Source organism: Brevibacterium album DSM 18261, from assembly GCF_000426445.1.
Taxonomy (GTDB): Bacteria; Actinomycetota; Actinomycetes; order Actinomycetales; family Brevibacteriaceae; genus Brevibacterium; species Brevibacterium album.
Genome location: NZ_AUFJ01000012.1, coordinates 305,533 through 326,335 on the forward strand (window position 1 = coordinate 305,533; position 20,803 = coordinate 326,335).

20 protein-coding genes are annotated in these 20,803 nt (G+C 68.9%); 13 read left to right on the forward strand and 7 right to left on the reverse strand.

The genetic code is table 11. From position 1 onward, the window contains the following. The first annotated feature begins 1 nt into the window (after nt 1). Nucleotides 2–715, forward strand: coding sequence for a class I SAM-dependent methyltransferase (locus K318_RS0110250; protein WP_245579848.1), 714 nt, complete (start codon nt 2–4; stop codon nt 713–715). Nucleotides 716–761: 46 nt separating this feature from the next. On the opposite strand, the gene K318_RS20950 is transcribed toward K318_RS0110250, so the two are convergent. The 3 genes from K318_RS20950 to K318_RS0110265 all read right to left on the reverse strand — a co-directional run bounded on the left by K318_RS20950 (nt 762) and on the right by K318_RS0110265 (nt 3,838). Beyond that, nucleotides 762–2,261, reverse strand: a complete 1,500-nt coding sequence (locus K318_RS20950) for a tripartite tricarboxylate transporter permease (protein ID WP_051297821.1) — start codon at nt 2,259–2,261, stop codon at nt 762–764. Nucleotides 2,262–2,323: 62 nt separating this feature from the next. Then, nucleotides 2,324–2,839 (reverse strand): tripartite tricarboxylate transporter TctB family protein, encoded by a 516-nt coding sequence (locus K318_RS23720; RefSeq protein ID WP_084499997.1) that lies wholly within the window; start codon nt 2,837–2,839, stop codon nt 2,324–2,326. 3 nt (nt 2,840–2,842) lie between these two features. Beyond that, entirely contained in the window at nt 2,843–3,838 is a 996-nt protein-coding gene (locus tag K318_RS0110265) for a tripartite tricarboxylate transporter substrate binding protein (RefSeq protein WP_084499999.1), read from the reverse strand. 449 nt (nt 3,839–4,287) lie between these two features. Here K318_RS0110265 and K318_RS20960 point away from each other — a divergent pair, with 449 nt between their 5' ends. Both K318_RS20960 and K318_RS0110280 read left to right on the forward strand, forming a co-directional pair. Then, nucleotides 4,288–5,103, forward strand: a complete 816-nt coding sequence (locus K318_RS20960; RefSeq protein WP_051297822.1) for a carboxymuconolactone decarboxylase family protein — start codon at nt 4,288–4,290, stop codon at nt 5,101–5,103. After that, on the forward strand, nt 5,100–6,413 hold the full coding sequence (locus K318_RS0110280; protein WP_029089428.1) for a type 2 periplasmic-binding domain-containing protein: 1,314 nt from the start codon (nt 5,100–5,102) through the stop codon (nt 6,411–6,413). Before K318_RS20960 ends, K318_RS0110280 begins: the two co-directional genes overlap by 4 nt. Before the next feature lie 112 nt (nt 6,414–6,525). On the opposite strand, the gene K318_RS0110285 is transcribed toward K318_RS0110280, so the two are convergent. The 4 genes from K318_RS0110285 to K318_RS20965 form a co-directional block, all read right to left on the reverse strand. Further along, a complete protein-coding gene (locus tag K318_RS0110285; RefSeq protein WP_029089429.1) occupies nt 6,526–7,281 on the reverse strand; it encodes an SDR family NAD(P)-dependent oxidoreductase in 756 nt (251 codons plus the stop codon). Nucleotides 7,282–7,377: 96 nt separating this feature from the next. After that, a complete protein-coding gene (locus tag K318_RS0110290; protein WP_029089430.1) occupies nt 7,378–8,895 on the reverse strand; it encodes a TRAP transporter large permease in 1,518 nt (505 codons plus the stop codon). Between the two features lie 11 nt (nt 8,896–8,906). Continuing rightward, nucleotides 8,907–9,443: a TRAP transporter small permease gene (locus K318_RS0110295; protein ID WP_035281369.1), complete on the reverse strand. Its 537-nt coding sequence runs from the start codon at nt 9,441–9,443 to the stop codon at nt 8,907–8,909. A 157-nt stretch (nt 9,444–9,600) separates the two neighbouring features. Continuing rightward, on the reverse strand, nt 9,601–10,389 hold the full coding sequence (locus tag K318_RS20965; protein ID WP_051297823.1) for an SDR family NAD(P)-dependent oxidoreductase: 789 nt from the start codon (nt 10,387–10,389) through the stop codon (nt 9,601–9,603). Between the two features lie 241 nt (nt 10,390–10,630). Here K318_RS20965 and K318_RS0110305 point away from each other — a divergent pair, with 241 nt between their 5' ends. The 10 genes from K318_RS0110305 to K318_RS0110350 all read left to right on the forward strand — a co-directional run. Next, nucleotides 10,631–11,695: an LLM class flavin-dependent oxidoreductase gene (locus K318_RS0110305; protein WP_029089432.1), complete on the forward strand. Its 1,065-nt coding sequence runs from the start codon at nt 10,631–10,633 to the stop codon at nt 11,693–11,695. A 43-nt stretch (nt 11,696–11,738) separates the two neighbouring features. Further along, nucleotides 11,739–12,980: an acyl-CoA dehydrogenase family protein gene (locus K318_RS0110310; protein ID WP_051297824.1), complete on the forward strand. Its 1,242-nt coding sequence runs from the start codon at nt 11,739–11,741 to the stop codon at nt 12,978–12,980. Beyond that, a complete protein-coding gene (locus tag K318_RS20970) occupies nt 12,977–13,819 on the forward strand; it encodes an enoyl-CoA hydratase/isomerase family protein (protein ID WP_156913920.1) in 843 nt (280 codons plus the stop codon). The genes K318_RS0110310 and K318_RS20970 overlap by 4 nt, the downstream gene beginning before the upstream one ends. A gap of 3 nt (nt 13,820–13,822) precedes the next feature. Further along, a complete protein-coding gene (locus K318_RS20975) occupies nt 13,823–14,614 on the forward strand; it encodes an enoyl-CoA hydratase/isomerase family protein (RefSeq protein ID WP_051297826.1) in 792 nt (263 codons plus the stop codon). Nucleotides 14,615–14,763: 149 nt separating this feature from the next. Then, nucleotides 14,764–16,044 carry a type 2 periplasmic-binding domain-containing protein gene (locus K318_RS0110325; protein WP_156913922.1) on the forward strand — a complete coding sequence of 427 codons (1,281 nt, stop codon included), beginning with the start codon at nt 14,764–14,766 and terminating at the stop codon, nt 16,042–16,044. A gap of 87 nt (nt 16,045–16,131) precedes the next feature. After that, nucleotides 16,132–17,097, forward strand: coding sequence for a phosphotriesterase family protein (locus K318_RS0110330; protein ID WP_029089435.1), 966 nt, complete (start codon nt 16,132–16,134; stop codon nt 17,095–17,097). Nucleotides 17,098–17,110: 13 nt separating this feature from the next. Continuing rightward, complete coding sequence (locus K318_RS23725) at nt 17,111–18,277, forward strand: flavin reductase (RefSeq protein ID WP_051297827.1); 1,167 nt, start codon at nt 17,111–17,113, stop codon at nt 18,275–18,277. Nucleotides 18,278–18,319: 42 nt separating this feature from the next. Then, the gene (locus K318_RS0110340) at nt 18,320–19,507 is read left to right on the forward strand and encodes a CaiB/BaiF CoA transferase family protein (RefSeq protein WP_035281371.1); all 1,188 of its coding nucleotides are present in this window, start codon (nt 18,320–18,322) and stop codon (nt 19,505–19,507) included. Between the two features lie 83 nt (nt 19,508–19,590). After that, on the forward strand, nt 19,591–20,316 hold the full coding sequence (locus K318_RS23730) for a TetR/AcrR family transcriptional regulator (protein WP_169721460.1): 726 nt from the start codon (nt 19,591–19,593) through the stop codon (nt 20,314–20,316). Between the two features lie 34 nt (nt 20,317–20,350). After that, on the forward strand, nt 20,351–20,803 hold a 453-nt coding region (locus K318_RS0110350), incomplete at its 3' end, for an aldehyde dehydrogenase family protein (protein ID WP_029089437.1).

A 20,803-nucleotide genomic window follows, 5' to 3' on the forward strand; every position in this document is an offset into this window, starting at 1 on the left:
GGTGAGCGGCGCACATCTCGGCGCAGTGCCCGGTGATGGACGCGCGAAGGGCTTCGCCGAGGCCGGTTCCGCGGCGGGTGCGGGCGCCTCGGGCGCGGTCTCCGGCGGCGGATCCGGCCACGGGAACCTGTGGACCGAGGCGCTGGCCCGGGACCCTGAGCACTCCCGGAACTACGCCCGCCGCTGGCGGCGGATGGTCGAGGCGGGGCAGGACATCGACGGTGAGGCGCGCTTCGCGGACGCGATGGCGGAGCGGGAGTCGAAGATCCTCGACGCCGGCTGCGGCACGGGCAGGACGGGCGGCTGGCTGTCGGAGCGCGGCCATGCGGTGGTGGGCGTCGACCTCGATCCGCACCTCGTCGAGGTGGCCAGGCAGGACTTCCCCGCGGCCGAATGGCACGTGGGCGACCTGGCCAGGATGGACCTGAGGGAGCCCTGGGGCTCGCAGAAGATGTTCGATCTGGTCGTCATGGCCGGGAACGTCATGACCTTCGTCGCGACGGACGAGCGGGTCTCGGTGCTGGAGCGCATCCGAGCGCACATGTTCGACGACGCGCGCTTCGTCTGCGGGTTCGGCGCAGGGCGGGGCTACGCCTTCGAGGACTTCTTCGCCGATGCGGAGGCCGCGGGGCTGCGGCTGAGCCTCCGGCTGGGCACGTGGGACATCAGGCCCGCCTCCGAGGACTTCCTGGTGGCGGTGCTGCAGGCGCGGTAGACGCGGTCCGGGCTGCGTCTGAGTCGCGGCACCAGCCCGTGCCGTCTCATGCCAGGCTCCGCGTCCGCTCGCGCTTCGCCCGAGCGGACTTCGCCGAGGCATAGGAGAAGTAGGCCGCTGCGGCTGCGAGGACGACGATGATGCCTGCCGAGGCCGGCCGGCTGACGAACACACTGAGATCGCCGTGCGAGATCAGCATCGACTTGCGGAACTCGTCCTCAAGGATGGGTGCCAGCACGAATGCGAGGATGAAGGGTGCAACGGGGACGGACAGCTTCTTGAAGAGATAGCCCGCCAGACCGGCCAGGGCCATCACGAGGAGGTCCGACCAGTTGTTCCGGACGCTGTACACGCCGGCCACGGAGACGGCGAGGATGATCCCGAGCAGGATGTGGGGCGGGATCTCCAGGATCTTCGTGAACAGACCGATGAGCGGCAGGTTGAGCACCAGCAGCATGATGCTCCCGATGTACATCGATGCGATGACGCCCCAGAACACGTCGGGTGCGTCTTCGATGAGCCGTGGACCCGGTGCCACGCCGTGGAGCATGAGCGCCCCGGCGATGACGGCGAGCACCGAATTGGGTGGGATGCCGAGCGTCAGCAGCGGGATGAAGGAGGCGTTTGCCGAGGCGTTGTCGGCGGTCTCGGTCGCGGCGATCCCATCGACGGCCCCCTTGCCGAACTTCTCCGGCTGCGCGGAGAAGCGCTTCTCGATGCCGTAGGCGAGGACCGATGACAGCGTGCCTCCTCCGCCCGGGAGGATTCCGACGACGAATCCGATGATCGATGCACGCACGATCGCCATCCGGGTGAGGAGCCATTCCGCCTTCGAGGGCCAGAGCGTGCCGATTCTGCCCACCGAGGACGGGGCGAAGCGGCGTTCGGCCTCCATCATGAGCTCTGAGATCCCGAACAGACCCACGGCCAGCGGGACGATGCTGATCCCGTCCATGAGGGAGAAAGAACCGAAGGTGAAACGAGGCACGCCCGTCACTGCGTCCGTGCCGACCGCGGCGAGGAGCACCCCGAGTCCCGCGGCGGTGAACGCCGCGATGCGGTGCTGCTCAGCCAGCAGCCCGATCATCATGAGCCCGGCGAGCGCGAGGAGGAACATCTCCGGCGGTCCGATGCTCAGAGCCCATCTGCTCAGGAGCGGTGCCAGGAAGGTGAGGCCGATGATCGCGATCGTCCCGCCGATGAATGAACCGACCGCCGTGATCGACAGCGCCGCGCCGGCCTTCCCCTGCTTGCGCAGCGGGTATCCGTCGAACGTGGTCACCACGCTGGACGAATCACCGGGGAGGTTCATGAGGATGGCGGGGATACGTCCGCCGAACATGCTGCCGTAGTAGATGCCGGCGAGCAGGATGATCGCCGATGCGGGTTCGAGGGAGAACGTGAAGGGGAGCAGCACTGACACCGCCGCGGTGGGGCCCAGTCCCGGAAGCAGACCGACGACTGTGCCCAGGAGGACGCCGATGAATACGTAGAAGATGTTCTGCAGGGAGAGTGCGACTTCGAAGCCGGTGAGAAGGGGTTCCACTGCTGCTCCAGTGCGGTCGGAGGGAGGTGCGCACCACGTCACCGCGGCCGCGCCTGTGCGGTTCAGAATGCAGGCCAGGCCGGAAGGGGGATTCCGAGGAAGGCGGAGAACACCGTGTACACCAGCCCCGCCGAGATGAGTGCGGTGAGGGCTGCGCTCCACCAGCGTGCGCGGGCGACGAACACCGCGGCGGCGAAGACGAGGGCGGCGGTCAGCGGCAGATAGCCCACGAGGTCCACGAGGAATGCGCAGCCAATCATCATCACCCCCAGTGCGAGGGCATGGATGTGAGGTCTTCCCCGTGATTCCGCTGCCGCATCTGCGGTGCTGCCGGGGGCACTCGGAAGCACTGTTTGGATCACGGCCAGCACAATGGTGATGATCGCGATCGAGAAGGGCCACAGGCCGGCTCCGGGAGTCTGCAGGGTGCCGAAGCCCAGGCCGAGCGCGTGGACGAGGAACACCGCTGAGACCGCTGCTGCGATTGCAGGGAATGCGAGGCGGCCGACAGACCATCGCAGCGGTGGGGCCTGCGGCTGACGCGGGCCGGTCTCGGGCGAGGGAGAGAGCGCACCCATGGCTCAGTTGCCTGCTCCGCCGTCCACCAGCCCTTCGTAGGCTTCGAGCTGGTTCTCGAAGAATGCGGTCATCTCGTCACCGGGAAGATAGGGGTCCGTGACCCTGTCCTCGCCCACCGCTTCGCGGAATTCCGGGTCGGCCGTGACCTCTCCGAGGATGCCGGAATAGGCGTCCACGATGTCGTCCGGTGTCTCCGCCGGCACGACGATGCCACATGCGCTGCTCCCGTTCACCATGTCGGAATAGCCCGATTCCGCCAGTGTGGGAACGTCCTCGAGAGCCTCGGCGGTGCTCCGCTCGGCCGAGGCGACGGCGAGCATCCGCAGGCTGCCCTCTTCCATGTACTGCGGAATGTCGTCCGCGACCGAGATGAAGGCCACGTCGATGTCCCCTGCCAGCAGTGCCGCGGTGGCGGCGGAGTTGCCCTCGAACGGGACCTCGGTGAAAGACGCTCCGTGCAGGTCGGCGAGGCGCTTCAGCTCAAGGGAGTTGTGCGAGTTCGCTCCGCTCGTGCCCGCGGTCAGAGTGTCGGGAGACGCCTCCGCCGCAGCGAGGAGCTCGCCGATGTCGTCGTACTCGGAGTCCTTGTTCACCAGAAAGGCGATGGGACCCGCGGTCACCGAGCCCACCGTGCGGTAGTCCGCTGTGGCGTAGGGCGGGTTCTCCTGGGTCAGGGGCACGACGACGGCGCTGCTCGTGCAGGCGATGGCCGAGGTGAGACCGTCGGGCTTCGCGCCGATGACGTAGTTCATCCCGATGGTACCGGTCGCCCCCGGCTTGTTCTCGGTGACGACGGTCTGTCCTGTGCGTTCCTCGATGAGCGGTGCCATGCTGCGCACCGCCAGATCGGTGGGGCCTCCGGGTGAGAAGGGCACGACGACCGTCATCGTCCCTGCGGGGAAAGCCGCATCCTCGGCGGGGCCTGCCGAGCTGCCGCAGCCTGCGAGGAGAGCGGCGGTCGATCCTATGGCGAATGTGGTGATGAGTCGCAGCGTCATGATTGCGGCCTTTCGGGGCGGCAATCCGCCCGAGCTCGGGAAGGTGCGCGATGCGGCCGTGCGGTAGGAGGCGGATGCGCTCGCACGGGAGCTGTCCCGTACGTCGATTCCGCTTCACACGCATATGTACAGATTTGTCCATATGGTGGAGTGTCAGCCTTATGCACCTCTGTCATGGACTGTTCTTAGTCGAACAATAGTGTTCAGGTAACAGTAGATGCCACTGTTGAGGCAGTCAAGGTCCGCTGCTTCTTGGTGCTGGCCGGGGTAACTGTGGTGTTGTCGGGCCCGGCTCGACTGCGATGGCCGGCAGGGGTGAGCGGGGGCCTCTGGGGTTACTGGGGCGTTCCGGTCCGCACATGATATTTATATAGACATGTCTGTCTAGTTTCACCATAATGAGGAGACCGCAGGCGCGCACAGAGGAGTGCGTGCCGGAGAGGTCGACAATGGTGGAAGCACATCCGGACCGGTCCCTGCTGAGGCGGGACTTCGAGGCCGCCCACGGCCACTGGTCGGAGGAGCACGAAGCGCTGCTGCGCGAGGATCCGCGCTATCTCGTGGCCTATGACCGTCTGCTGCGCGTCACGGCCCAGCGGGCAGCGCTCTCGGCGCGCGAGCGCGAGCTCATCGCCGTCGCGGTGAACGCACAGGTCACATACCTGCATCCCGCCGCGACGGAGCTCCACATCGCACAGGCGCTTAGTGCCGGAGCGACCGAGGCCGAGGTCATGGAGACCCTGCAGCTGGCCGCATCGCTGGGTACGCACTCCATGCTCGTGGGCGTGCCGCTCGCACACGAGGCGTTCGAACGCCTCGGGCTCGCCGAGGAGGTCTCCGAGGAGCCCGGGGATCCTCACCGGACCGCACTCAAGGAGCGCTTCATCCGCGAGCGGAAGTACTGGTCGCCGGGCTGGGACGTCGTCCTCGCCCACACTCCCGAGTACTTCGAGGCCTACCTCGACCTCTCCAGCATCCCCTGGAACCACGGCACCCTCCCGGACTGGTTCCGAGAGCTCGTCTACGTCGCGATCGACGTCGCCACCACCCACCTGTTCTCGGCCGGGATCAGCGTGCACACGGAGAAGGCGCTGCGGTACGGCGCGAACCCGGCCCAGGTGATCGACGTGATGACGATCGCGAGCGGCATCGGCATCGACACGACGCTCATGGGGGCGGCCGCCCTCGCGCGCGTCACCGGCCGCAGCGGTGAGACCGCGCCGCCGGCAGACCACACCTCGGAGAAGAGAAGGACGCACGCATGACAGCACTCTCCCGGCCGCGCACGCGGTCACGCATCCGCACCGGCGCACGCGCGGCGGCACTCCTCGCAGTCCCGCTGCTCGCTCTCGCCGGCTGTTCCAAGGCGGACCGCGCGGACGCGGCCGCATCCGGTGGCGAAGGGGTGCCCGCGGGCGCGAGCATGGAGGACTACCAGCAGGCGCTCGCCGACATGGAACCCGTCAGCCTCGCCTTCCAGGTCTCCGCCGCCACCGCGGAGTCCACCTCCGGCCAGCGCGACGCCGCCTTCGCGGAATCCGTCGAGGAGTGGTCGGGCGGGGCCATCGAGATCGAGGTCGTCTACGGCAACGCCGTCGTCCCGCCCGATGACATCGCCGGAGCGCTCGCCGACGGTCGCCTCGACCTCGCCCACTGGCTCACCTCCTACCACGCGGACGAGATGAAGGCGTTCGTCGACGTCCAGAACTCGCTCGTGAGCCTGCCCTCCAGCCCCCTGCAGGGCGAGATCGTCTCGCACTTCGCCGCGCAGGAGGCCTCCTTCGGCTCGCCCGAGGTGATGGCCGAGTTCGAGGCCCAGGGCATGACCGTGCTCAACCCCTACAACACCTTCGGTGCCACGGCGCTCGCCTGCGCGGACGAGAAGAGCGCCCAGGCGAACTTCGACGACAGCCAGATCCGGGCCAATGCCGAGGCCCAGACGCAGCAGATCGAGGCACTCGGCGGGTCGAGCGTCTCCCTCCAGCTCGCCGAGACCTACGAGGGGCTGCAGCGCAACGTCATCCAGTGCACCTTCGGCTCGCTCACCTCGATCATGGGCTTCGGCTGGGTGGAGACCGCCGCGAACGTCTACGTCCCGAAGGACAGCAGCTTCGTCTCCGGTCCCGGCAGCATCGTCGCCGGTGCGAGCTGGGAGGGCCTGCCCCTGGCCGCGCAGCAGCTGATCTTCGACCGGATCGTCACCTACAACCTCGCCGAGCTCGGCAACTCCTTCGTCTCCTCGCAGGCGGTCGCCGCCGGTGCCGAGGAGAACGGCGGCGGGATGCACTTCCTCGACGAGCAGTCCTCCGCGTTACTCCAGGAGGGCAATGCGCAGATCCTCGACAGCGTGCGGGAGTCCGAGAACCTCGACGGCGCGGCGCTGCTGAGCGAGGTCGAGGAGTCCGCGGAGAAGTGGCGGGGCATCACGGAGGAGCTCGGCTATGTGGACGAGGGCGATTACCTCGACTTCGCCGATTGGTATCAGGGCAGCGGCGAGGTGGTCGACACCGAGTACCTCACCCCGCTCGTCGACCGCTTCTACGAGGAGGTGCTCGCCGCCCACCGTCCGAAGTGAGCGTGCCTGCGCTCGCATGAACCGGCCCGCTCCGGTGTGACAGCAGGCGGAGCGAGAAGTGCGGGAACCGTCATGAGACGGCTCCCGCACTGCTGTGCCGGCCCGGCGCCCCTCAGAGCAGGCCGCGGAGGCTGTTGCCCGCCGTCTCCCCGCCGTCCACCGCGATCGAGGCGCCGTTGGTGAAGCGAGATTCGTCCGACACGAGGTGGACGACCAGGTGCGCGATCTCCTCCGGTGCGCCCACCCGGCCGGCCGGGATCTGGCCGATGCCCCGGGTGAGGCCGGCGGTCAGCGGCGTGGCGATGCTGCCGGGGTGGACGGAGTTCACGCGCACCCCGTGCTCGCCCAGCTCCAGCGCTGCCGTCTTCGTGAGCCCGTGGACGCCCCATTTCGAGGCGGCATAGGCGGCGGAGCCCTTGAAGCCCACAAGCCCGGCGATGGAGGAGATGTTGACGACGGAGGAGGTCTCGCGCTCGAGGAGGGCGGGCAGGGCCGCCCTCATCCCGAAGAACACGCCGTCGAGGTTCACCGACATCACCCGCCGCCAGTCCTCCTCCGAGGTCTCGCACAGGCTGCCCCCGCCGCCCACTCCCGCGCAGTTCACGAGCCCGTCGAGCTGCCCGAATCGGTCCAGGGACCTGTGCACGACCGCGGCCCAGGAGCCGGGGTCCGTGACGTCGAGCTCCGCGAAGTGCGCCCGGTCGGTGCCGAGCTCCTCCGCCCGGGATGCTCCGGTCTCGGCGTCGAGGTCCGCGAGCACCACGCACGCTCCCTCCTCCGTCAGCCTCCGCGCGGTGGCCAGGCCGATGCCCGAGGCGGCGCCGGAGACCAGCGCGACCTTGTCGTGCAGTCGCGAGAGTGCGGACATGTGCTCTCCTCTATAGGGGGTGGGTGCAGAAGTGCGCGGACCTCCGAGGCGGCCGCAGGGCGCCGCGAGCCGGAGGTCCGCGCAGGTTCTCGCGCGCTACTGCGCCTGCGAGATGCTCGGCAGCCAGAGCGCGAGGTCCGGCCACGCGATGAGCAGGAGCAGGAAGGCCAGGGACAGCGGCAGGAACCACAGGAGCGAGGTGAAGACATCGCCCAGGCTGATCCTGACCCCGGTGTTGATCTCCCTGCGCTTGCACAGGTTGTAGACCACATAGGAGAGGACCCCCACCGGCGGCGTGATCATGCCGATCTCGCCCAGCAGCACGATGAAGATGCCGAACCACATGAGGTCGATGTCGAAGGCGGCGAAGGCGGGAAGCAGGATGGGGATCGTCAGCAGCATCATCGCCATCGTGTCGAAGAACATGCCCATGAAGATGTAGAGCACGATGAGGACGCAGAGGAAGGCGAACCGGGAGAGCCCGAGGCCCGTGATGAAGCCCGTGACGGCCTCGGCGAGCCCGGTCACCGCGAGCATCCGAGTGAGCATCTCCGCCCCGATGAGGATGAAGAACACCGCGGCCGAGGCCTTCACCGTGTTCGTCGCAGCCGTGGCGACCTGCGCCAGCGGCTTCTCACGCCACGTGTAGAGCACGGCGAGGACGAGGGACATGCCGGCGGCCGCCGCACCCGCCTCGCTCGGGGTGAAGACGCCGGTGAACATGCCGCCGAAGAGCACGAGCATGATGAGCGGGAAGCCCCAGATCTTGGCCAGAGCGTCGAAGCGCTCACCCCATGTGACGGTCCGTTCCGCCTGTGCCGCGGCGTGCTTGCCCCGGCCCACCAGCCGGGGCAGGAAGATGCCGATGAAGAGGAACATGAGCGCATAGGCGAAGGCGATCGCGAGGCCTGGGATGACGCCGGCGATGAGCTGGGGGCCCACCGGCACGGAGGCGATGCCCGCGTAGACCACCAGCAGGATGCTCGGGGGGATCAGCTGCCCCGGCAGGCCCGCGATGATGATGGTGCCCACCGCGATCCTGCGGTCGTAGCCGGCCCGGAGCATCTCGGGGATCCCCGCGCGGCCCAGGGCATAGGTCATGCCGATGGTGGAGCCGGACACCGAGGCGAGACCTGCTCCCGCCGCGGTGGTCCCGATGCCGATGCCGGCGGGCAGCCAGCCGAACCAGAGGTCCGTGGCACGGTAGAGGCGCTGGGTCAGCCCGGCCTGGGTGAGCAGGAGCCCCATGAAGATGAACAGGGGGAGCACGGTCATCGACCACGAGGACGCAGCTGTGAAGGCGGAGGTCGAGAGCACATTGGTGAGCGCGAGGGTGCCGCTCACGTAGTAGATGCCGAGGACGCTCGCGACGCCCAGCGCGACCGCGATGGGCATGCCCGTGAACATGAGCGAGACCATGAGCGCGATGGCCCAGAGCCCGGAGGCGACGTCGCTGACCGAGGTGAAGAGGCCCACGGCGCAGACGACGCTGATGCCGGCTGCGATGAGGAAGCCCAGGGGCAGCTTCCGGGCCCGGCCGCGCTCGGCGGTCGCGGAGGCCTCGGCTGCGGCGGGACGGCTCTCGACGGAGGAGTCGGGGGTGACTGACGACATGAAGGCCCCTCTCAGAGAACTTCTTCTTCGGGATCGACGTTGATCGACCGGCCGGTGCCGGTGTTGAGGTCGTCCTCCGGGTGCCTGAAGGCGAGCAGGGCGTCCAGGACGAAGACGAGGGTGCACACGGTCATGCCGATGGGGACCAGGAAGTGGAACGGCCAGACCGGCAGCGAGGTGATGCCCGCCGTCGCCCCGACGGCGGCCTTCTTCAAGGCCTCCTCGAAGCCGTACCAGGCGAGGCCCGCGCACAGCGCGGCGCCGGCGAGGAACCCGATGAGCTTGAGCAGGGACAGCGAGCGCGGACCCATGCGCTCGGTGGCGATCGTGACGACGTAGTGCTCCTTCCAGACCTGCGCGCTGGGGATCGCGAAGAGCACGATGATCGGCAGGAGCCACTGGGCGGCGATCTCATTGGCCCCGTGGACGGGCGCCCCGAAGAAGGTGCGTCCCAGGGCGTGGGAGACGCTGAGCACGATGAGGGCGATCAGGGCGAGTGCTGCGAGCCCGGAGAGCACTCTCTCCAGAGCTCTGACGGTTTTCAGCATGGGTGGATCTCGCTTTCTCGGGGGTGTGGGGCCGCTGCTCGCCGGCGAGGCCGGCGGGTGCGGCGTCCGCGGCGCGGCCGGTGCGCGGAGGCGCGGTGGGCCGCGTACGGGGCCTCATCCGCGGACCGCGAGGAGGTGAGTGGAGGGATCCGGCCGCTCAGCGGACGAAGGGCGCAGGCGAGGCGAACTCGCCGCGGATGCCGCCGTCGATGCGGATCACCTCGCCGTTGATGTAGGCGTTCTCCGCGATGTGGTGCGCGAGGGCCGCGAACTCCTCGGGATTCCCCACCCGTGCAGGGAAGGGCACATGGCGCGTGAGCTTGGGGGTGCCGTCGAGGATCGGCGTGTCGAAGAGCCCGGGCGCGATGGTCGCGACCCGGATGCCGAAGGCCCCCAGCTCCCGGGCCAGCGGCAGGGTCATGCCGATGACGCCGGACTTCGAGGCCGAGTACGCGGACTGCCCCGCCTTGCCGTCGGTTGCCGCGCCGGAGGAGGTGAGCACGATGAAGCCGCGCTCCGCCCCCGCGGGCACCTCGCGTGCGGCCATGGACGCGGCGACGCGGCGCACGGTGACGAACGAGCCCAGGAGGTTCACGCGCAGGGTGCGCTCGATCGCCGCGAGGTTGTCGAAGGGCTCCCCGGTGTCGGGCGCGAGGAGGTGGCCCGGCTGTGCGGGACCGAACGCCGCGATCCCCGCGCAGTGCACGAGGCCGACGATCTCGTGCACGGCCGCGGCCGCGGCCACCGCCCTCCCCACCGCGGCATCGTCCGTGACGTCGACGGCGGCGGGGAAGAACTGCGCGGCGGCTGCCTCCGGGACGGGTGCGTCCCCGGGGTTCAGGTCGAAGCCGTGGACGGCGTATCCGGCGGCCAGGAACCTGCGCACGGCAGCGGCGCCCAGGCCGCTGCCCGCGCCGGTGACGACGACCGCTCTGCTGTGTTCCATCCTCACTCCTCACGAGTGCGTGTCCCCGCGTCTTCGCGGAGAAGCCCGTTCACGGTCGAAACTATACACACCTATCTCAATGATCTGTCCAGGGGCCGATTTCGACTATTCTAATCCCCAGTCTTGCGCGGAAGGCGTCTCGGGTGCAATATGTGTATAAGCTTGTATAGAAACAAGCATCACTCAGACCACACGATGCCGGGCCGAGCGCTCGCGGCATCGACTGCCGATGGAGGTAAGCGTGAGCCACGACCAGCTGCACTTCGGGATCTTCTGCCTGACCAACGTGCCGGACTGGACCACCGAGCGCGAGGCGGTGCACAAGAACCTCGAGCAGATCAGGCTCGCCGACGAGCTCGGCTTCGAGGAGGCCTGGGTGGCCGAGCACAACGCTCGCCAGTACGGCATCATCTCCTCCTCGCAGGTGCTGCTGGCCGCCTGCGCGGGCACGACGAAGAACATCCGGCTGGGCTCCGGCGTCACCCGCCTGCCCATGAACCACCCGCTCAAGCTCGCCGAGGACTTCTCGCTGCTCGACGTCATCAGCGACGGCCGCCTGAACTTCGGCATCGGCAAGGCATACGACCTGCTCGAGTTCCAGGCCTACGACATCGATCCGGACGAGCGCGACGAGCGCTACCAGGAGACCTTCGACATCATCATGGAGGGCTGGCGGAACGGGAGGATCAGCTACCAGGGCAAGCACTTCCGGGTGCCCGGCCGCGGCGAGCAGGCGACGGAGATCCAGCTCATGCCGATGCCGCTGCAGAAGCCGCACCCGCCCGTCTTCGTGATGGTCTCCCAGACCGAGGCCTCCCTGCGGAACGCCGCTCGCGAGGGCTTCGCCTTCGTGCTCGGCCAGATGCCCACATGGGAGGACATGGCCCGCCTCGTCAACATCTACCGCGAGGAGGCGCGCGATGCCGGCCGCAGCTACGACGAGATCGACGAGCTCGTGGCCCGCTCCTCGCAGCTCAAGGCCATCCACGTCTCCGATGACCGCGCGACCGCGGCCAGGGAGTACGAGCAAGGCCTCATGTGGTATCTCAGCATCCTCAGCAACCGGGCCAAGGTGGGCCTGGGCCTCAATGAGCTGAGCTTCCAGGACTACCTCGACAAAGGCGCCATCATCCTCGGCTCCTCCGACGACGTCGCCCAGCAGCTCGAGGACTACAAGAAGGCCACCGGGATCGGCGGCCTCGTGGGCTGGTTCGACGCCGGCAGCCAGCCGCAGGAGCAGGTCCTGCGCTCCATGACCAAGTTCGCGCAGGAAGTGCGCCCGCAGCTCACCGGCGCCGCGTCCTGACGCCGCACCCCCACGTCTGACACAGCACACGAAGAGGTCACAGATGCCAGGCATCACAACGGAAGAAGCCCAGGAGCACCGCGAGATCATCGACGCGCTCTTCGGCTTCGTCGACAAGGCCGTCGCGCCCATCGAACAGGAGCACGCGGAGCTCCTGGCCGATGAGACCCGCGTCTACGACGAACGCGGCCTCATGACTCCCGAGTACCGGGAGATCGGCAGGCGGGTCCGGGAGCTCTCCGCGGAGGCGGGCTTCTACTCGCTCTACGGGGCCGAGGAGCTGGGCGGCGGGAACCTCTCCGCCTCCGGCATCGTCGCGGTCCAGGAGGCCATGCACCACAGGTACGGGCCGGGCCGCTCGGTCGTGCACGAATCGGTCATCCCCTCGCCGTTCACCAACGGCCTCTCCCCGCTGCTGCTCCAGCTCGACGAGGGGCTGCGCGAGGAGCGGATCGAGGCCATCGCCGCGGGCAGTGCGACCCTCTGCTTCGCGCTCTCGGAGCCGGACGCCGGATCGGATGTCTTCAACCTCAAGACGAAGGCCACCCCGGTCGAGGGCGGCTGGGTGCTCAACGGCCAGAAGCAGTGGATCTCCAATGCCGCGCACGCGAGCCACGCCTTCGTCTTCGCGATCACGGACCCGGAGGCCTTCAGGGCGCGCACAGGGGGCATCACCTGCTTCTTCGTCGACACGGACGCCGAGGGCTTCTCCGTCGACACCGGCATCCCGATGATGGGCAGCCGGGGCTCGAACGCGACGATCATCTCGCTCACGGACGTGCGCGTGACCCCGCGGCAGATCGTGGGGGAGGAGGGGAGGGCCCTCAAGCTCGCCCTGGGGGGCATCAGCCGAGGCCGCCTCACGATGTCCGCGACCTGCGTGGGACTGGCCCGCTGGGCTCTGGACATGTCCGTCGAGTACGCGAACACGCGCAAGACCTTCGGGAGGACCATCGGCGAGCACCAGATGGTCCAGGCCAAGCTCGCGGAGATGGCGATGGAGATCTACCTGTGCAAGTCCGCCGTGCTGCGGACTGCGGAGATGGTCGACGCCGGCGAGGCCTCGATCAAGGAGACCTCGATCATCAAGGCCCGCTGCACCGAGATGGTGGGCCGGGTGCTCGACGAGGCGATCCAGATCCACGGCGGCCTCGGGCTGACCAATGAGCTCGGCCTGGAGGCGGGCTACCGCTTCGCGCGGATGCTGCGCATCCCCGACGGCACCTCGGAGATCCAGCGCAGGACGATCGCCAAGCGCATGCTGGCGGGGGATTCGGCGCTGTGAGCGGGACGAGGGAGCCTGACGACGTGCGGGCGGTTTCCGGTGACGCGGCCGATTTCGCGCCCCTCAGCCTCGTCGAGAGGGAGCTGCGCGAGGGCGTGCTCTATGTGCGGATGAACCGGCCCGAGGCCAGGAACGCGCTGAGCGCGGAGCTGCGCGAGGATCTCCGGACGGCGCTGCTCGAGGCGCACGACGATCCGCGCGTGCGGTGCCTCGTGCTCACCGGCAGCGGCGGCAGCTTCTCCGCCGGCGGCGATGTGAAGAGGATGGGCGGCCCCGCGACGCCCGCGCACAGTGCGGGCAGGATCGCCCTGGGGCGCGAGCTCGCGGAGCTGCTGCGCGGAGTGCGCAAGCCCACCGTCGCCGCGGTCGAGGGGCATGCCGTGGGCGCGGGATTCGGCCTGGCGCTGGCGACGGACATGATCGTGGCCAGCTCCACCGCCCGCTTCCAGTTCGGCTTCGTCAAGCGCGGACTGGCCCCGGACAGCGCCGTCCCCTATCTGCTCAGCCAGCAGATCGGCGCGCGCACCACCATGTACTACGCGATGACCGGCGAGGTGATCGATGCCGGGCGCGCGCTCGAGCTGGGGATCGCCGCGAAGGCCTTCGCCCCGGAGGAGTTCACCGAGGGCGTCCACGCTTTCGCCCGCTCGCTGGCCGAGGGGCCGACCGCCGCGCTCTTCGCCACCCGCAAGGCGGTGCAGGCCGCAGCTGATCTCAGCTTCGCCCAGACCTGGGACTTCGAGTCCTTCGCCTCGGCGGTGACCTCGACGACCCGGGACCACAAGAACTCCGTCGCCGCCTTCAAGGCGAAGACGGCAGTCCGATTCGAAGGAGAGTGACGGATGTCCCTCGTATCCACTCAGCGGCATGAGGCCGGGCGCTATGCGGTCGTGACGATGAACCGCCCGGAGAAGCTCAATGCCTTCAACAACGAGCTGCTCGACGACCTGTTCACCGCGCTCGACGCCCTCGCCGACGATGACGCGATCTCCTCGGTAGTCCTCACGGGCAGCGGCGGGAACTTCTCCGCCGGCTACGACGTGGTCTCCGGTTACGCGGCGTCCAGCGCCTACGCGGACTGGCGGAACCTGCAGGACAAGATCGACCTGTGGGAGCGGATCTGGAAGTACCCCAAGCCGCTCATCGCGGCGGTCGAGGGGCACTGCCTGGGCGGGGCGACCATGCTGGTGGCCTGCTGCGACCTCGTGATCGTGTCCGAGACCGCGAACATCGGCTGGCCCTCGATCCCGCTGGGCGGCGGCCTGCTCAGCACCGTCTCGCTCTGGCACATCGGCATGCGCAAGGCGAAGGAGCTCAGCTACATCGCCGGCAACGGCATGACGGGCGTCGAGGCGGCTCAGCTGGGCTGGGCCAACCGCGCCGTCCCCGCGGCCGAGGTGGCCGAGACCGCCGAGACCATGGCGCGCCGGGTGGGCAAGACGCCCCTGGACCTGCTCTACCTCAAGAAGAACGCGCTGAACAGGGTGTTCGACCGGCAGGGCTTCACCGAGGCGCTGCGGGCCGGTGCGGAATGGGACTCGATCTCGCACACGGCGGAGTCGATCGATCGGGTGAAGGAGCAGATGGCGGAGCTGGGCCTCAAGGGGGCCATCAGGCACTTCAGCGGCAGCTGAAGCAACTAGCACAGCAGCGATAGCTGAAGCAACTAGCAGAGCAGCGCGAGCTGAAGCGACCAGCACAGCAGCACCCGCTGCCGCGAGGACGCGGCAGCGGCGGAGCGTGAGCGCACGGAGAGGTGCGCGCATACGAGGGAGTATTCACGATGAGAAGCAGATTCACGAGGCTGGCGGCGATGCCGCTGGTGGCGGGCCTGGCGCTGGCCGGCTGTTCCAAGGCGGACGGCGGAGGCGGCGACAGCGCCGGCGGTGAGGGCGTCGAGGCGGGCGCGACGATGGAGGAGTACCAGGCGGCGTTCGAGGAGGTCGAGCCGATCGAGCTGAACTTCCAGGTCGCCTCGCCCAATCCGGAGGCGGCGGCCTCGCTGCGCGACCGCCAGCTGGCGGAGTCGCTCGAGGAGTGGTCGGGCGGGAAGATCACCGTCAACATCCACTACGCCGGTGCGGTCGCGGCACCCACGGAGGTGCCGGCGGCGCTCGTGGATGGGCGCCTCGACATGGCGCACTACTACACGACGTACGAGCCGCAGGAGATGCCCGGCTTCGTGGACATGACGACCTCGATGGTGCAGGTCCCCTCCACGCCGCTCGTGGGCGAGATCGTCACCCACGCCGCTCTCCAGGAGGTCTCCTTCGGCACGCCGGAGATCATGGAGGAGTTCGCGAGCCGCGGTCTGCACGTGATCAACCCGGCCAATCCGGGCGGCAACATCTCGATGGTGTGCGCAGACGAGCGGGCCTCTGCGGAGGACTTCAGCGGTGCCCAGATCCGCGGCAATGCGGCCTCGCACAAGACCGAGGTCGAGGCGCTGGGAGGCACGATCACCTCGATCGAGCTCGCTGAGGGCTATGAGGCCTTCCAGCGCGGGATCCTCGACTGCTCGCTGCAGTCGCCTGCCACGGCCCTGGCCGTGGGCTGGCTGGAGGTCGCGCCCAACGTCTACTTCCCGCAGGAGCAGAGCTTCGCCCCCGGCCCGGGCTCGCTCGTGGCCGGCTCCTCGTGGGAGCAGCTGCCGCTCGTGGCCCAGCAGCTGATCTTCGACCGCCAGCGCGAGTACACGAGCGCGGAGTTCTTCAACGCGCTCGAGGCCGTGCGCGAGACCTCGGATGCGGCGACCGCCGCCGGCGGCAGCGCACAGTACCTGGACGCGGAGTCCGAGGCGGCGCTGACGGGGGCCAACGAGACCCTGCTCGCCGGTCTGGAGGACTCCGAGAATCTCGACGGCGCCGCGCTCAACGCCGCGGTGAAGGAGAGTATCGACAAGTGGACGGCCGTCTCCGAGGAGCTCGGCTACACCGATGACGGAGGCTTCGAGGACTTCTCCTCCTGGTACCAGGGAAGCGAGGACTTCGAGGACCGGGAGTACCTGCAGGCGATCTCCGACCGCATGTTCGAGGAGATCATCCTGCCGCAGCGTCCCAGCTGAGCATGCCCAGCTGAGTGCGGCCGGCTCAGCAGCCCCGGCTGAGCCGGCCGCCAGCCCCGACCACCCACCGAACCAGGAGGACCCCAGGTGATCCCCACCCTGAGAGGCGAGATCTCCGCGGAGGAGCTCGGCCGCACCCTCATGCACGAGCACGTGTTCGTGCTCAACGCCGAGCTGATGATCAACTACCCGGAGCTCTTCCCGGTGGAGGAGATGGTCTCCCGCGCCGTCGAGGTGCTCGACGGGGTGAGGGCCTCGGGCATCGACACCTTCGTGGACCTCTCCGTCATGGGCACGGGCCGCAACGTCCCCGTGCTCGCGCGGATCGCCGCGCAGGTGGATCTCAACATCCTCGTGGCGACTGGCTGGTACACCTATCACGAGGCGCCCGTGTTCGCGCAGATCAACGGGCCCGGGCGCCTCTTCGACGGCCCTGACCCCCTCACGGAGATGTTCGTGCGGGACATCCGGGAGGGGATCAGCGGCACCGGCGTGCGGGCCGCGGTCCTCAAGTGCTCCGCGGACCGGTACGGGATGACGGACGGCGTGCGCACCGTCATGCAGGCGGTCGCCGACGCCCACCTGGAGACCGGGGCGCCCATCTTCACGCACTCGGACACGGACAACGGCACGGGCCTGGCGCAGCAGGACTACTTCGCCTCGCGGGGGATCGACCTCGCCGGCGTCGTCATCGGCCATGTGGGCGACACGACCGACATCGACCTGCTGCGCAGGATCGCGGATCGCGGCTCCGTGCTGGGGATGGATCGGTTCGGCCTGGAGTCCCGGCTGCCCTATGCGCAGCGCATCGACACCGTGGTGCGCATGTGCGAGCTGGGATATGCGGACCGGATGGTGCTCGCGACGGACTCCTCCGTGTTCAGCATGAACTTCCCCGATGAGCACCGGCGGACGAACCTGCCGCTGTGGGACGCGCGCGCCATCATGAACCAGGTGGTGCCCGATCTCCGCGACCGCGGGGTCGCCGAGGTCCAGATCGAGCAGATGATGACCGGCAACGCCGCACGGATCCTGGCCGCAGGCCGGAAGTGAAAGGACGAATGTGATGAGCGATTTCGACAGTGACGAGTTCCGCCGGGTGCTGGGCTCCTTCCCCACCGGTGTCGTGGTGGTCACGGCGGCGAACCCCGCGGGCGAGGCCGTCGCGATGACGGTGGGCTCCTTCGTCTCCGTCTCCCTCGAGCCGCCGCTCGTGGCCTTCCTGCCACAGAAGACCTCCTCGTCCTGGGCTGCGCTGCGCGCGAGCGGCACGAGGTTCGGCGTGAACATCCTGGGGAACACGCAGGAGGACGTCTGCCGGGCCGTCGCGAAGCGCAAGACGGACAAGCTCGAGGGCTTCGACTGGTCGCTCTCCGCGCACGGCAACCCCCGCCTCGCGGATGCGATCGCCTTCATCGACTGCGAGACGCAGGATGTGTTCGACGGCGGCGACCATGACATCGTGGTGGGCCGGGTGAAGGCGCTCGAGACGCTCCGCTCGCACCTCCCGCTGCTGTTCTTCCGCGGCGGCTACGGCTCCTTCCGCCCGGGCTCCATGGCGATGGGGACGGGCATCTCCTCGGCCCGGGTCGCCCAGCTGGACCGCATCCGCCCGCACATGGAGCGGCTCGCGAACGATCTCTCCACGGAGATCACGGCGATGTGCATGGTCGACGAGGACATGGTGACCGTGGCGGCGGCCGGCACGGACAGGCGATCAGCCCGCAATCACCGGGTGGGACGGCATGTGCCGTTCATGCCGCCGATCGGCGGGGTGTTCGCGGCCTTCGGCGGTCCCGAGACGGAGGCGCTGTGGATGTCGCGCATCCACGATGACGCCGATGATGCGGCGCGCCGCAACTTCGAGCGCGGCCTGGAAGCGGTGCGGGAGTCCGGCTACGCCTTCGGCATCGGCCACGAGACCGGCTCGGCCATCGAGATCGCCTCGGCCTCGGGCGGGCTCGAACCCACGGGGGAGCACCGGCGACGGCTGTCCGCGGCGATCAATGCGGCCTCGGCGCACTTCAACACCGCGCAGGTCGAGCGGGCTGGGGAGTACGAGTTCCACTCCGCGACAGCCCCCGTGTTCGACCGTGACGGCGCCTGCGTGTTCTCGCTGACCGTCTGGGGGCCGGACGGGCTGAGCCGCGGCACGGACGTGCTGGCGGTCTTCGACAAGCTCACGCGCACCGCCGAGTCCTGCACCTCCGAGCTGCGCGCGCTCGCGAGCTGACCGCCGCCGTCCCTGCCGACCGAACCGGAGACCACGAGCACCATGCTTTCGTCCTTCGCTGAGCTGACCGTCATCGAGCTCGCGCACATCTACAACGGGCCGTACTGCGGACTCATGTTCGCCCATCTCGGGGCGGAGGTGATCAAGGTGGAGCCGCCCTCGGGGGAGAAGCTGCGCGGGCGCGCCCGCGCTGATGCGGACCCGCAGGAGTTCATCATGCTCAACTCCAACAAGAAGAGCGTCGCCCTCGACCTCAAGTCCGCGGACGGGCGGGAGGCGCTGCTGCGGCTCGCGGACTCCGCGGACGTCCTCATCGAGAACTACGCCCCCGGTGCCCTCGAACGGCTGGGACTGGGGCCGGAGACCCTGCTCGCGCGGAATCCGCGGCTTATCGTCGCCTCGGGCAAGGGCTACGGCTCCTCGGGGCCCTATGCCGCGCTGCCGGCGATGGACCTCACGGTGCAGGCGATGTCCGGCGCGATCGCGACGAGCGGGTTCCAGGACGGCGCGCCGGTGAAGGCGGGCCCGGCATTCACGGACTTCTCCGGCGGCATCCACCTCTTCGGCGCGGCGATGGCCGCGCTCTACGACCGGGAGCTCACCGGCCGGGGACGCTGCGTCGAGGTCTCGATGCACGACACGATCTACCCCATGCTCACCTCCGCGCTCAGCGGCCTGTACAACTATCCGGACCGCGAGCTGCCACAGCGCACCGGCAACCGGCACTCCGGCCTCGCGATGGCCCCCTACAACGTCTACCGGGCGGCGGACGGCTGGCTCGCGATCATCAGCGCGGCCGAGGCGCACTGGCAGGGCGTGTGCCGGGCCCTGGGGATCGAGGGGCTGCTCGACGACCCGCGGTTCGCCACGGTGCACGACCGCGCCGATCACATGGACGCGCTCGACACAGCGCTCACGGAGGCGACCTCGGCCCTCACCCGCGAGGAGCTCACGGCGCGGCTCGGCGCGCATAAGGTGCCCTGCGCGCCGGTGAAGGAGCTGCGCGAGGTGGACGCGGACCCCCATCTCATCGAGCGCGGGATGATCCGCTACGTCGACCATCCCAAGAACGGTCGCGTGCCGACCGTGGGCAATCCGCTGAGGATGTCCGCCGGCTGCGGTGAGGAACCGCTCACACCCGCGCCCGCCGTCGGGGCGGACCAGGTGGAGGTGCTGGGGAGGCTGGCCGGCCTGTCCGCCGCCGAGGCGCAGCGTCTGCGCGGACAGTGAGGCCGCCCATGCCGCTGACCGGCAGTGAGACCGAGAACGTCGTGCGTATGGCGAACGATCCCCGCGGGCGACACAATCGGAGCATGAGCCAACCACAGGGGAAGTTTCCGGCAGCGGTCGACGCGGACATCGAGGACGTGACGAGGGCGCTGAGCCAGTGGAGCGGGGTGACGGCGCAGGCGGAGCCCAAGAACAGACGCGGTCTCCGCACCAGGCAGCATCTGCTGGACTCCGCCACCCGCGCGCTCGTGCGGAGGGGGTACGTCGACTGCGCGGTGGAGGACATCCTGCAGGAGGCGGATGTCTCGCGCGGGACCTTCTATGCGCATTTCAAGAGCAAGAAGGCGGTCTTCGCCGCGATCATCGAGCGCTCCATCGAATCGCGGCTCACCAGCACGGACGTGAGCGAGCTCGATGTGCCGCTGGTGCGCGACCGCATCGAGGCCTCGGTGCGGAAGTTCCTCGACTCCTTCCGGCAGACGATGGGCCTGTCGCTCGTGATCGAGCAGGTGGCGCACCACGACCCCACCTTCCGCACCGTGCGCCTGCTCATCCGCGACAGCTTCGCGCGCCGCATCGCCAAGGGCATCCGGCGGCAGCAGGCGCGGGGGATCGCGGACCCGGAGGTGGATCCCGCCGAGGCCGGACTCGCCATCGTCTCGATGATGACCTACTTCGCCCAGACCGAGCTGGGCTGGCGCGGGCGCCAGCCCAGTGAGGAGATGGTCGATCTCCTCACCCGGTTCTGGGTCAGGGGGATCTCCCTGAAGGAGGACGCGACGGTCGATCCGCGGCCGGAGCAGCAGTAAGGACAGGACACACGAGCACAGAGGAGTGCACATCATGTCGATCTATCAGATTCTCAACCCGTCCACCGGTGCGGTCGTCGAGGAATACCCCACCGCCACCGACGAGCAGATCGCCGCCGCCCAGCAGGCCTCCCATGACGCGTTCGCTGAGTGGGCGGCCCGGCCGGTCGCCGAGCGGGCGGCGGTCCTGAACCGAGTCGCCGACCTCTACGCCGAACGGGCAGACGAGCTCGCTGAGATCATCCACCAGGAGATGGGCAAGAAGATCGCCGAGGCCAAGGGCGAACTCCAGCTCTGCCAGCTCATCTACCGGTACTACGCCGAACACGCAGAAGCCTTCCTCGCAGACGAACCCCTCCGCGGCACCGATCCCGCCGACCAGGCCTACGTCCGCCGCAAGCCCGTCGGGTCCATCCTGGGGATCATGCCCTGGAACTTCCCCTACTACCAGGTCGCCCGCTTCGCCGCCCCCAACCTGGCACTGGGC